Annotated in this window: 13 protein-coding genes; 1 reads left to right on the top strand and 12 read right to left on the bottom strand. The window is 64.4% G+C overall.

Features of this window, described 5'->3' with window-relative positions:
* Position 1: 1 nt before the first annotated feature.
* The 12 genes from GY725_09640 to GY725_09585 form a co-directional block, all read right to left on the bottom strand.
* Positions 2 to 1,012 carry a polyprenyl synthetase family protein gene (locus tag GY725_09640; GenBank protein ID MCP4004444.1) on the bottom strand — a complete coding sequence of 337 codons (1,011 nt, stop codon included), beginning with the start codon at positions 1,010 to 1,012 and terminating at the stop codon, positions 2 to 4.
* Positions 846 to 1,955, bottom strand: coding sequence for a DUF1214 domain-containing protein (locus GY725_09635; GenBank protein MCP4004443.1), 1,110 nt, complete (start codon positions 1,953 to 1,955; stop codon positions 846 to 848). The genes GY725_09640 and GY725_09635 overlap by 167 nt, the downstream gene beginning before the upstream one ends.
* A 14-nt stretch (positions 1,956 to 1,969) precedes the next feature.
* Complete coding sequence (locus tag GY725_09630; GenBank protein ID MCP4004442.1) at positions 1,970 to 3,118, bottom strand: sulfotransferase; 1,149 nt, start codon at positions 3,116 to 3,118, stop codon at positions 1,970 to 1,972.
* Entirely contained in the window at positions 3,111 to 3,362 is a 252-nt protein-coding gene (gene xseB / locus GY725_09625) for an exodeoxyribonuclease VII small subunit (protein ID MCP4004441.1), read from the bottom strand. The genes GY725_09630 and xseB overlap by 8 nt, the downstream gene beginning before the upstream one ends.
* Before the next feature lie 20 nt (positions 3,363 to 3,382).
* On the bottom strand, positions 3,383 to 4,594 hold the full coding sequence (gene xseA / locus GY725_09620; protein MCP4004440.1) for an exodeoxyribonuclease VII large subunit: 1,212 nt from the start codon (positions 4,592 to 4,594) through the stop codon (positions 3,383 to 3,385).
* Between the two features lie 105 nt (positions 4,595 to 4,699).
* Positions 4,700 to 6,049, bottom strand: coding sequence for a S41 family peptidase (locus tag GY725_09615; GenBank protein MCP4004439.1), 1,350 nt, complete (start codon positions 6,047 to 6,049; stop codon positions 4,700 to 4,702).
* 29 nt (positions 6,050 to 6,078) lie between these two features.
* Positions 6,079 to 7,209 carry a peptidoglycan DD-metalloendopeptidase family protein gene (locus GY725_09610; GenBank protein ID MCP4004438.1) on the bottom strand — a complete coding sequence of 377 codons (1,131 nt, stop codon included), beginning with the start codon at positions 7,207 to 7,209 and terminating at the stop codon, positions 6,079 to 6,081.
* Positions 7,206 to 8,126: a hypothetical protein gene (locus GY725_09605; GenBank protein MCP4004437.1), complete on the bottom strand. Its 921-nt coding sequence runs from the start codon at positions 8,124 to 8,126 to the stop codon at positions 7,206 to 7,208. Before GY725_09605 ends, GY725_09610 begins: the two co-directional genes overlap by 4 nt.
* Positions 8,123 to 8,833, bottom strand: coding sequence for a cell division ATP-binding protein FtsE (gene ftsE, locus GY725_09600; GenBank protein MCP4004436.1), 711 nt, complete (start codon positions 8,831 to 8,833; stop codon positions 8,123 to 8,125). Before ftsE ends, GY725_09605 begins: the two co-directional genes overlap by 4 nt.
* Before the next feature lie 33 nt (positions 8,834 to 8,866).
* Entirely contained in the window at positions 8,867 to 9,238 is a 372-nt protein-coding gene (locus GY725_09595; GenBank protein MCP4004435.1) for a hypothetical protein, read from the bottom strand.
* Positions 9,239 to 9,486: 248 nt separating this feature from the next.
* On the bottom strand, positions 9,487 to 10,143 hold the full coding sequence (locus tag GY725_09590) for a lamin tail domain-containing protein (protein MCP4004434.1): 657 nt from the start codon (positions 10,141 to 10,143) through the stop codon (positions 9,487 to 9,489).
* On the bottom strand, positions 10,140 to 11,642 hold the full coding sequence (locus GY725_09585) for a hypothetical protein (protein MCP4004433.1): 1,503 nt from the start codon (positions 11,640 to 11,642) through the stop codon (positions 10,140 to 10,142). Before GY725_09585 ends, GY725_09590 begins: the two co-directional genes overlap by 4 nt.
* 222 nt (positions 11,643 to 11,864) lie before the next feature.
* On the opposite strand from GY725_09585, the gene GY725_09580 reads away from it, so the two are divergent.
* Positions 11,865 to 12,512, top strand: a complete 648-nt coding sequence (locus GY725_09580) for a DUF4124 domain-containing protein (protein ID MCP4004432.1) — start codon at positions 11,865 to 11,867, stop codon at positions 12,510 to 12,512.
* Positions 12,513 to 12,534: the final 22 nt, after the last annotated feature.

Here is a 12,534-nt window from a genome sequence, read left to right as displayed (position 1 = left end):
CCTACGGTAGCCGTCCGACCAATGCTTCGGCCACACCTGTGAGGACCCAGGCCTGATCGCCGAAAATGGAACATGCTTCGAGAGCTTCCTCGACCAGTTCGGACGCACGGGCTCGAGCCTCATTCGGCGTCATGACCTGGAGGATCGAGCATTCCTCGGCGCCCTGATCGTCCAGATCATCCACCGTCTGGAAAGCCAGTCCATAGGCCCGGCCGAAGTGATCGAGCGACTCGAGTTCAGTCCCGGCAAGTCCCGCCAGAGTCCCGCCAGCGAGCGCGGAGAATCGAAATAGCGCCGCCGTCTTGCGCAGGTGAACGGAAACCACACGGTGAAACGTCGGCGTGCCGCTCGCCCAGCCCAGGTCGTCGACCTGACCGCCAATCAGTTCGCGTGAACCGGCCGCTCGAGCCAGTTGGGCGACCAGGGGCGCGGCTCGGTCGCTGGAACCCAGCTGCGCAAAGGCCTCGGTCAGCAGGGCGTCTCCGGCCAGCAGCGCGTTTGCTTCACCAAAACGCACGTGGGCCGTCGGTCGGCCGCGGCGCTCGTCGTCATCGTCCATGCAAGGCAGGTCGTCGTGAACCAGCGAATAGGCGTGGACCAGCTCGACCGCAGCCGCCGCCGGCAGGGCTGCGTCTGGACTGGCACCGGCCGCCACCGCCGCGCCAAAGCAGATCGCCGGGCGCAGACGCTTGCCACCCGAGAACACGGCGTAGCGCATCGCCTCGTGCAGGATCTCCGGAGGATCCACCACGGGGGCCAGACTCTTGTCCAGGTAGTGGTCGACGCGCTGCGCGCTATCGGAGATGAACTTGTCCAGATCGTGATCCAACCGAAATCCTTTCGCGCTACGCCGCTGGCAACTCCGAGCGCTTGACGACGCGACAGCGCGGTTCGGGGTGCTGGTCGGCTCGCACCCAGCGCACGCACATCGTGCCGTGATCGTGGCCCGCCGTGGAAATCCAGTTCGGGTGGCCCGGATCCTCGGATGCAATCGCGAGCTGGAACGAGCCATCGTCAGCGTACTGGGCGCCCGCACTGTTGATATGCACTGGTTCGAAGCGATAGTCCAGCGACTCCGCCCAGACGTTGCCCAGCTGGAAGTTCCAGTAGTCGCACTTCGGCGGCTGTGCGTCGATGAGCAGTACTTCGTCCTCCGCCAGGCTCCAGAGGCCCAGCCAGATGCGGATATTCGGATCCCCGCCTACGAGGCGGTGGTTTTCCTCGTCCGGCAGATGAAAGGCATTGACCGGCGCCTTGTCGCGAAAGGCCAGGACCCAGTCGGCAAACCACTGCGCACACCCCATGGCGTACATCGCCGAGCCCATGAGCTGGCCGGGAACACGCTCGGGATCCAGACGCGGAGGCGCTTTGTCGGCCGTGTCGAGACACTCGATCTCGATGTCTACGGCTCGCTCGGTCGCGCGATTCAGAAAAGTCTGTCGCACCAGGATCTGGGCGGTGTCCGGATTCATCTGCAGCCAGTTTCCCGTTTGTTGCTTCTGGCTCGCGATGATTTCGAAGCTACCGTCGGATTCCAACTTGAGCTCCGAGTCGTTCAGATGCCCGGCTCCGCCGCTGATGCGGGTCTTCGCCGCGAAGTTCTGATTCTGTGCCGCAAAACTCAGGTAGTGAATCGTGCCTCGCTGGCCGCGAATGCGGTACGTGAAATTGGGTTTCACCGACGCACTCACGTAGTAGTTGTCCGGATTGTCGAGACCCATCTTCACCAGATCGGGCATGGCGCGAAAGACCGGGTGATCCGAACCCGTGCTTTCTGCGAAGGACGAAAAGCCGGCCCTCAACAGTCGCGTCAGATAGCGCAGGCCTTCGGCGCGATCGAAGTCCGAAGCACCGAGATCTTCGCGCAAGATGACGTCACCGGCCTTCTTCAAGAGATCACAGAATTCGTTCCAGGCTTCACCAGAAGCCAGCTTGCCAACGGGATCGTCCGCCATCTTCTCGGGCCTCCTCAACCCATGTCGATCTTGAAACGCTCGGCGTAGCCCGCAAAGCGTTCTCGGATCGCGTCGGACGTGAGTCCGTAGTCATCCAGCTTGTACTCGTGAGTCCCGTGTCTGTCCTTCGGGTGGCTCTCGATGTGCGCGACCAGCGACGCCCGGGTGGCGCCCTGGAGAGGGAGATCGAACTGCCCGTAGATTCGCTCGGCCACCTTCATGGAATCGTCGACGAATTCGTCGTGACTCACGTCGACAAAGCGCCCCGGATCCAGGCGATCCCGCTCTTGCAGTCCCCGCTCGAGCGAGGTCGCGTAGAAATCCATGACGACAGGACCCAGCAGGTGCGAATCGATCTCGAGTTTGTTCTTCATGAGGACGTGGGTCATGCTGCATATCGACGCGATACAGGCCAGTGGATTGCGATGGCTCCACACGATGGATACGTCGGGAAACGTGGACGTGAGTGCGTCGATGCCCCACATATGCGCGGGCGCTTTCAATAGCCAACGCTCACCTGGCCGCTGCCAGTCGAGCAGACGCAACAGGTCGGCGTAGTAGGCGTACATCCCCAGCAGATCCTGATCGCGGTACCAGGAAGCGTAGGGTTCGAGCATGACTTCGACGCCCATCTGGACGCCGTGCATCGCGTAGGCGTGCAGCAGCACGCACTCTTCGGGAGTGTCCGCGCTCGTGTAGTGGATCTTCGTGAACTCGGGATTGTTCTCGCGGGTCTTGGCAAAATGCGCTTCGATCGCGTCCCGGCGCGGATCGGACGCGCCTGGCTCCAGGCCTTCCATGGGATCGGGAAATTGCGTCTCCCACATCCGCAGGGGGCGCACCGCCGGATCCGCTCCCAGTAGACTGAAGAGAGCGGACGTTCCGGAGCGCGGCAGCCCGGTCAGTACCATCGGTGCCGAGATCTCGCGTTCGCGAATCTCGGGATGTTCCTTGAACGCCTTCTCGATGCGCTGTCGCGTCGACAACAACTGCACCAGGCGACGACGATTGCCGCGCCGGCCCTTCTCCGAGTACGCGTTCACATCGTAGGTGCGCAGGAGCATTCGAAATCCATCGAGATAGTCAGAACCGAAGTCGCTCAGACCGGTCGCCGCGCACACTTCGTCCAGGATCTCCTGCTCGCCAAAACTCACTTCACTCACCCGGATCCTCCGATAGCGCCAGACGGCTCTCGACGGGTCCTTCGGGACCGTCCTCGAGCTGGCGAATTCTGACACGCGCAGCTTCCAGTCTGCCCGAACAGAGCTTGACCAGGCGCACGCCTTCCTCGAAGGCCGAGAGCGATTTCTCCAGGTCGAGTTCTCCGTCTTCCAGCCGCCCGACCACCGATTCGAGACGCTCGAGTGCCTCCTCGAAGCTGGGCTCGGCCGCTTGTGTCGATTTCACCGTCTTCTTCTCACCTGTACTCACGAAATCTCCGTCTCCAGCACCGATGCCAGTAGAGCGTCGTCCTTCAACCGCACGCGAATCGTTTCGCCCTGCGAAACCTGCGCACTCGAAAACACGATCGCATCGTCGGATTCGCGTCGCGTGATGCTATAGCCGCGCCCGAGCACTCCCAGGGGTGAGAGCGCGTCGAGCTGGCCGCCCAGCGCGCCGAGCTTCGAAAACGAGCGTTCGTGTCCGCGCTTCACCGCCGCGATCAGTCGCAACTGAATCTGCTGAACACGCCGTGTCATCTCCTCGATCCTGCTGCGCGGATGGACCACGCCCCGACGAAGCCCGTCCAGCCTGCTCGCAAGACCGTCGATCCGCCTTTGCAGCGCCAGTGAGAGCCGACGAGAACGCGCCTCGAGCGCCTCGAAAAGCGCTCCGGCATCGGGCACGATCAGCTCCGCCGCGGCCGTCGGCGTGGCCGCACGGACATCCGCAACCAGATCGCTGAGCATCACGTCGACTTCGTGACCGATCGCCGAGACCACGGGCGTTTCGAGCTCGAAGATCGCTCGCACGAGTTCCTCTCGATTGAAGTTCCACAAGTCTTCGATCGAGCCGCCGCCGCGCGTGAGTACGATCGCGTCGATATCCTGACGCGCGTCCAATAGATGGAGTCCGCGCACGAGTTTGCGCCAGGCTCCTTCGCCCTGCACCGGCGCGCCGTAGACCAGCACATCTGAGGCTGGAAAGCGCGCGCGCAGACCCCGCAAGAAGTCGTGAATGGCCGCACCCTCGAGGGAAGTGATCAGGCCAATGCGGCGCGGCAGATACGGCAGCGGGCGCTTGTGCTCGGCATCGAAAAGCCCCTCTTCGGAGAGTCTCTTCTTCAGGCGTTCGAACGAGGCGCGCAACGCACCTTCACCGCGCGGTGCCAACCGGTCGACGATCAGCTGTAGCGCACCGCGTTCTGGATACAGGTCGAGCCGCGCGCGCACTCGCACCAGCATGCCCTCTTCGGGTTCGATCGGGGAACGGGCTGCACTGCCGTGAAACCACACGGCGCGAAGCTGCGTCTGCTCGTCCTTCAGATCGAAATAGAAATGGCCCGCGCGCGAGCGAAACACCGATCCGACTTCACCTTCGACCCAGACGGTTCCGAAGTCGTCAAACTGCTCGCGAAGCTTCGCGATCAGCTCCGAAACCCGGAGAGTCTGGTCGGCCTCGCCACCTGGAACTTCCATGAGCCCATGATAACGATCCCGATCGCTGGCCGGGGACCGGCCGTGCGGAGCGCCCGCCCGCCGCGACCGGCCGGTCGCGGCGGGCGGAAATCCTTCGCTCCGAGCCTACGAGGTCTCCGGATCGTCGAGCTTCGAGAAGATGGTCCAGCTCTTCAGCAGATCGATGGCCCGCGTGAGCTGGCGATCCTTGGGAAGCTGGCGCTGGAAGCGTTGTTCCTTGGTTTCAGAGCGAAGCTCCTCGGGCACCGGATCCTGCTTTTCGGCCGTGAAGTGGCCCTCGAGATCCTCTTCGCCAAAGCTCTTGCGTTCGGCCGGCTTGTCGAGCCCCTCGAGTTCTCTCTGGCTGTACGGCTCGACGCCGACGTCGGGCTGGATGCGCACTTCCTGGATCGAACGGCCACTCGGCAGGTAGTACAACGCAGTGGTCAGGCGCAGCCCGGACCCGTCTTCGAGCGGGATGATCGTCTGGACAGATCCCTTGCCGAAGGTCTCGGTGCCGATCACGAGTGCGCGGCGATGGTCCTGTAGCGCACCTGCGACGATCTCAGACGCCGAAGCGCTGCCGCCGTTCACCAGCACCACGATCGGATAGCCCGGTTCGGTTCCATCGCTCTTCGCGCTCCAGTCCATGCGATTGCCACCGCCGCGACCTTCCGAGAACACGATCAAGCCATCTTCCAGGAACAGGTCCGCGACGCGCACCGCCTGATCCAATAGACCGCCGGGGTTGTCGCGCATATCGAGAATCAGTCCGCGGAATTCGGAATGCGACTCGCGCGCGGCGTCGAGGGCCTCCTGGAGGTCAATGGTCGTGCGCTCCTGGAACTGACTCAGGCGAACATAGGGAATATCTTCTTCGATCATATGCATCGTGACGCTGGAAACACGGATCGAGGCACGCTTGATCGTGTAGGGCTGCGGCGAGGTGAAGCTCTTGCGCATGATCTGGATCAGGATCTTGGTCCCACGCGGGCCGCGCATGAGCTTGACGGCCTCCATCAGGTTCATGTCCTGTGTCGACTTGCAGCTTTCTTCGGTCGCGTCGGGGCACACCGCCACGATCTGATCGCGGGCCCTCAGACCGGCGAGCGCAGCGGGTGTGCCGTCGATCGGCGCGACTATGGTCACGTAGCCATCGCGTTTGGTGATCTCGATGCCGAGCCCTTCGAACTCACCCTTCGTGTCGCGCTGCACCTCCTTGTAAAGGTCGCGCGAGAGATATGACGTATGAGGATCGAGCGTATCGAGCATGCCCTCGAGGGCTCCCTCGACCAGGTCGCGCTCGCTGACGTCCTTGACATAGTGCTGGCGCACCAGGTGCAAAACACTCGTGAGCAGCGCCAGGTCCTGATAACTCGGCCCCGCGTGGCTCGAACGCAGCAGGCCGCCGCCGTTGAGCGAAAGGAACACCAGACCGGTCAGCGCCAGTCCGGTCACGATCGTTCGAAGCTTCATCTGAGTTCCCCGTTGTTTGTCGTCTGCCGCTAGAGACCCAGCCAGACCCTTGGGTCCACGGGCTTGCCACGGTGTCGAATTTCAAAGTAAAGCCCGGGTCCCGACAGGGATCCAGTATCTCCCACAGTTCCGATCTGATCGCCTTGTTCCAGGTCGGCTCCCGCCTCGACGCCCAGTTCGTTCAGATAGCCCGAAACGCTGACATCTCCACGCCCGTGATCCACGATCACCATCTGCCCGTAGCCCCTGAACCAGCCCGCAAACAGCACCCGCCCGGACGCGACTGCGTGCACGGGCGCGCCCATGGGGGCTTCGAATTCAATGCCGTTTCGGAGCGTTTCCGTGCCAAATTCCGTGTCCACCTGCCGTCCGAAGCCCATGCGAACCGCTCCCGCGACGGGCTGGGGGAGCCGGCCCTTGTCGAGGCCCGTTGCAGCAGACGAAGTGGAACCGGACGGCATTCGGGCCAGGGCCTTTTCCAGGCGCTGAGCGGCGTCTCGCAACTCCGCCGCAGCGCGCTTTTCCCGATCGGCGCGGTTGCGCAGTGTGGCCACCAGGTTCTTGCGCTCGACCAGCTTGCGCCGGGCCCGATCCTCGCGCACGGCGAGTTCTTTGCGCGATGCCTTGAGCTCGGTGAGCAAGACGCGGCTGGCCTCTCGAGTCCGCACGAGTTCGAGCTGGCGCGCGCGATGGCGCTGAAAGAGTTGCCGGTCGCTGTCGAGAATGCGCGCCAGGTTCTGCCGGCTGCGCGCAAAGGACTGGAAATCTCCCGCTGTGTAGAGCGATGCGACTCCTCCCGTCGATGCGAACTTGTAGAGAGCAACCAGTCTCACTTCCAGATCTCTGCGGGTTTTGCTCAACGCGCGTTCTGCGGCCTTGACCTGTTTGCGAGCGCGCCTGTCTTCCCCATCGGCCGAGCGTTCCTTCGTCCGAAGTCGTCGGACACTGCGCCGAACTTCCGCGAGCTGGCGGTCGACCTCGTCCAGTTCACCCACGACGCCCTCGGCCTCGCTCTGGTACTCGCTGGCCTTCTTCTCACGCGCCTCGATCTCTTTTCGGATCGACTCCAGGCGATCGCTCTTCGGGTCGGCCGAGACGTCCCCGACGCCGAATATCAGCGCCAAGGCACAGCTGAGCGCCAACGTCGCCGGGAGTTTCAAGTCCGTTCGTCCAGGCGCGTGAGGGAGAGCACGGCCCCGCCCAGTCCCATACCGGTGCCCAGAAGGAGCAAGCCCATCGACCCACCGAGATCGAAGAACTCGACCGGGCGATCGCCCAGAAGGAATTCGAGCGGTGCCCCGAGCAGGGGAAGTCCCAGCACGAAGAGACCGTAGAGCGCCAGCAGGGCCAGAGCAGCGGCGGATGCGCCCTGGAGAGCACCCTCGAGATAGAACGGCAGGCGCACGAAGAACCCGCGCGCACCGACGAGTCTCTGGACCTGGATCTCGTCGGAGCGGGTGTGGACGGCCAGGCGCACCGTTCCAGCGACGATCGAGCTGAGGATCATCAGCAGGACCAGACCCAGTCCCAGGCCCAGCCACTCCGCCACGCGCACGGTGCGCGCGTAGCCCGCCACCCAGTCCTCGCCGTAGCGCACCTCGTCGATACCCTGGGTGGCTCCAGCGCTGGCCGCGACCCGGCGAGCGTTTTCGGGTGAACGCATGTCATCTGCGAGCACCAGTTCGAAGGAACCGGGCAGCGGATTGTGGTCCAGATCCTCGAGAATCGCCGCATCCTCGCCGAGTTCGCTGCGCAGTCGGCCCAGAGCCTTGTCCGGGCTGATGTACTGCACGCGCGCCACGCCTTCGAGCGCGCGAAACCCGTCTCCAAATGCCGCCACCGCATCCTTGTCCGGAGTTTCGCCGGGCACGAGAAAGGCCACGATGCGCAGATCCTCGCCGAAGCGCTCGAGCACACCGCGCATGTTCTGGACGATCAGGAGATAGCCCGCCAACACGAGCAGGCCCCCGGCCATGGTCGCTACGGAAACAAGGAAGACGAACGGGGTCTCACGCGTGCCACGCAGACCCGAACGCAACGCAACCGAGAGGCGTCTTGCCGTGCGCGCGTCGATCACGAGCGGTGCGAGACCATCTTCTGAAGGGTGTTGGGCAGGGCGTCGGGTGGACGATCGACGGCCAGGCGTCCCTTGTCGAGCACCAGCCGGCGGTGCCGGTAGCGCGCCAGCAGACTGGGATCATGCGTGGCCACGATCACGGTGGTTCCGCGCGCGTGTGCATCCGCAATGATGTCCATGATGTCGACGGCGAGGTCGGGATCGAGGTTTCCTGTCGGCTCGTCCGCAAGCAGAAGCGACGGGTCGTCGACCAGGGCGCGCGCGATCGCCACGCGTTGCTGTTCACCTCCGGAGAGCGCGCGGGGCTTGGCGTCGATCTTGTGTCCGAGACCGAGGCGCTTGAGCATGTTCCAGACGCGCGCGCGAATCTCGCGGCGCGAAGCGCCCGCGATCTCGAGCGTGACCGCCACGTTGTCGAAGATACTGCGCTCTGGGAGCAGTTTGAAATCCTGGAAGATCACACCGATCTGCTGGCGCAGCTCCGGGACGGCCGCATGCGTGAGGCGCGAGATATTGCGGCCTGCAACCAGAATCTGCCCGGAACTCGGCTTCTCGGCGCCGAATAGCAGGCGCAGAAGCGAGGTCTTGCCCGCGCCGCTCGAACCCGTCAGGAAGACGAATTCGCCGCGTTCGATATCGAGCGACACGTCGCGAAGCCCGAACTGGGTCGCGTCGTAGCGCAGATCGACGTGATACATCTGGATCATGTTTCGCCTCGGAGGGGAGGCGTACGACGGGAGCTATTCCCGTGCGAGATGAGCGAGGATGACCTCGTCCAGGCGTCGCTTCGAGACCACGCCCGAACCGAAGTCCTGGGATGCGCGTTCGGTTTCGGTGTTCTCGCGCGGTTCCTCCGCGAGTCCCACCTTATGGTCGAGTCCGCCCGCCTTGAGCTGCTTCACGATGCCGCGGTGCTGTTCTTCCATGAACTGGCGAACTCTGGCTTCGCGATCTTCGATCTCGAAGTCGTAGGTCTGCTTCTTCGACAGCAAGATCGAGCCCCCCTCGTACAAGAGGGTGACGATACTCGGACTCTGGGCACCGCCGTCTTCCGTTTGAACGTGGAAGATCCTGCCGCTGTAGCGGACGTTCGTGTTGAAACCGCCGACCATTGCCTCTCAAACCCCTCCGCCGCGAAGTGTGCGGGACCCCCGGTGCGCCCGCAAGCACTCGGTGAGAAAGAACCCATACGGCATCAGGGGTTATCGGTCACTTGCGCGCAGGAGTTTACGCTTCGATTTCGGCGTGAACCGGCCCGGAATTCGCCCGCAGGCGCGGCTGTCGCAAGAACCGCGAAGCGGGACCCAGAAGAGGCGCCCCGGTGGTAGACCGGAGCGCCCCCGGGGGGACGGGAAGACAATCAGCGCCGGAACCTCGAGCCAGGAATACCGCTCAGCCGGCGCCAGCCGGTCGCACAAAACGCGAGCAGCATGAGGGAGACGGCCCCGGACTCGGGTACCGCAATTGGCCCGCCACCGGGTGTCGGGGTTTCGAGCGCGACGAAGTCGACCCCGTTGTCGTTCGTATCGACGTTGGCAAACAGTCGCGCCACGCTCTGACCGGAGGGCGGATCTGGCGCGGGCGACCCCTCGCCGGCAAACACATCACCCGCGCCGAAGCTGCCATACCCGAGCGCGTCCACGATCGAGTCCGCAGGATCCCGCAACACGATCGAGTCCGGACCATTCTGGAAGTCGAAGTTCAGCGTCAGGTCCGCATTCGGCACTGCGGTCGTCGCTCCGTCGAGATCGGCGATCACGAAGAAGCCGTCGCCGGGAATGCTGCCCGTAAGCGAGAGCGTCGGCCCAACCGCCCCGCCCGAGCCGTTCACGCCCTCGACCCGGTAGCCGTCCAGGGAAAGGCCGGAAGCCCCGTACAACTCCACGAACACCAGACCGTTGTCACTCCCGGCCGGGTCGTAGAAGACTTCACTGATCTGAAGAGATATCGCCTGGGCCGGTAGCGCCGCTGCGGTGACCAGAACGAGGCTCGAAACGAAGTGAATGATCGATTTCATCGGTTCCTCCCGGGACCCGTGGACGGGTGGGTTTCGAAGCGTGTGAGCAAACCGCCGGTCCAGCCATCGAGCTGGGCGGTGAGTTCCCGGACACGCAAATCGTGCTCGCGCCGCTCTGACCTGGCGGATTCGCTGGAATCCGCGGAAACGCGTAAGCGTTCCAAAACGCGTTCGCGTTCGAAGTACAGCCGGTGGATGCGCTCCAGTACCTGGTCGCGCATCTCGATCAGACTTCGTCGCTCACGCGATACGGCCAGTGCGTCGTTCGGTGTGGCGAGTCGGGTGAAATCCCAGGTCAGCTGAAAATCCAGACTCAGACCTCGATCGCGCCCGCGCTCCGAGTCGAGCAGGCCGCGCACTTCACCCGACGACAGGACCTCGTCGCGATCTCGGTCGCGGTGAGAATCGCGGTCGATACTGAGACCCGCGCGAAGCTGCGGATACAGAGCGGAGCGACGTGCACGCTCTTCCAAGCGCGCAATGCGCGATGGATTCAACTCCAGGTATGCGAGGGCGGCGCGCTGGATTCGACCGATGTCTGCGCGCGGAATTCGACCGGAGCGCAGCCCCGGAACTTCGCCCGAAGCACCGCCACTGCGCTCGGCCGCGCGGCCGGCGCCGTTACCGGTTCCGCCTGGTTCCGTGGAGAGCTCGGCGATGCCATCGCGCGTCGCAACGAGGAGGCGTCCGGAACGCACGACGATGTCGTGGGCCGGGGAGGCCAGGAGGCTCGTCGGCACCTGGTTTTCCCAGTCCGTCGCATCGTAGCTGTACAAACCGCGCGCGGACGCGACCCAGAGTCGATCCCCTCGAACCTCGATCGCCCGCAACTCGCCGACCCCGAGCTCCACCCGGCGCGACTGCGAACCTTCAACCCGCCAGATGCCCTGCGGAACGCAGAGCAGTGTGGCTCCGGCGATGCGGGCCAGGTCGCGCAGTTCCCACCAACCATCTTCCTGTGCTTGAATTCTCCGCTCCAAAACTCCGGAATGGCTCACACTTGCCTTGCCCGACCAGAGGGCACGCCGCGCGGCGACCCAGACCTGCTCCCCGTCTGCCTGCACGGCGAAGACTTCACCGGGCGGCAGGTCGAGTCTTCTGCGAAACGCCGATTCGTCAGGCCCTCGGGCGAACAGGCCGACTTCGGAAGCCACCCATTCAGTACCGCCCGGGTTTGCCGCGACTCCTCGGACGCGCGCACCGGCCCCGAGCGGGATCGCGCGCGGGGCCGGGGTCCGATCGCGCCAGTCGTACAGACCGGAAGAAGTCGCGATCAGGGTTCCGCGCGCGGTATCGGCCAGACCGCGGGCCTGGCCCCGTGTCGCGACCTTGTGCCACTCGCCGCGCACCTCGCGGTAGAGGCCGTGCGCGGTCGCGATCAGGAGATCGTCTTCGTGTTGCACGGCATCGATGACAGGAGCCGGAGGCCGGGCCGCCCACCAGTGCGGCGCGAGGGCGGTAAACAGGATTCCGATAGCGGCGGAGATCGAGAGGCTCATGGGCCCCTGGGAGAGCAAACCCCGTGCCGCCAGTTCTCCTTGAATTCCGCCAATGAATCCGGACGGCTGCACGTGCCATGTGAACGTCGCACGGGCGCCGCGTGAAGACTCTGACTCGCGCCCATCCGCCTCCCTCGACACCTTCGAGGCCCGAACGTAGAATCCGAGACGAAACGCGGCGTTGCAGACAACGTCGCAGGGAAGACTGGGGAGTTCCAGAGAATGTGGTCCGTCGTCGTCCAGATCGCGCTGATGGCCCTTTTGTGCGCGCTGCCGCTGGGCGCGAAGGCTGAGCTGTATCGCTGGATCGACGAAGAAGGCATCCGCCACTACACGACGGATCCGGAACGCATTCCGCGCGGAGTCAGCGCATCTCTTGTCGTGCGCGAAGCCCCGCAGGCGCCGGAGCTTCGCACCGGGCGCAACACCGCCGAACAGGCTCCGCCGCTGCGCGAACCGCTGCGCGAAGCGGACGCCGACAGACCCGCAGACAAGATTGAACCGCTTCCCCATCCGGCGACACCCGGAGACGAAATGCTTGCGCCGACGGCGGCCCGACCCGGCTCACTCGCAAAACCGAGCGCGAGTGCCGCTCCGAAACTGCCGCCCATCGAGACGGGCCTGGAGACACCCCGGGCGAACCCGGTGCCGGTCGACCCGCCGATCGACCCAGAAACGACCGGCGACCTGAGCCTGGAAGAACTCGAAGATCTCGTGGAGCGCGACCGAGACGAACTGCGCCGCCTGATTGGTGAACGCGAATGGCAGGGAGCCGAACTCGCCAAGGATGAGCGCTTGCGCGAACTCGCGGATCGGCTGCCGCGCATGCAGGCTCGGCTCGAACGGCTGCGCCGGAGCGCAAACCCCTAGTGCCCTGTTCCAGAAGTTCGCC

The organism is bacterium (assembly GCA_024226335.1).
In the GTDB taxonomy this organism is placed as follows: Bacteria; Myxococcota_A; UBA9160; order SZUA-336; family SZUA-336; genus JAAELY01.
The sequence above is the reverse complement of the archived record's forward strand: the minus strand, read 5'-3'. Positions and strand labels throughout refer to the sequence as shown.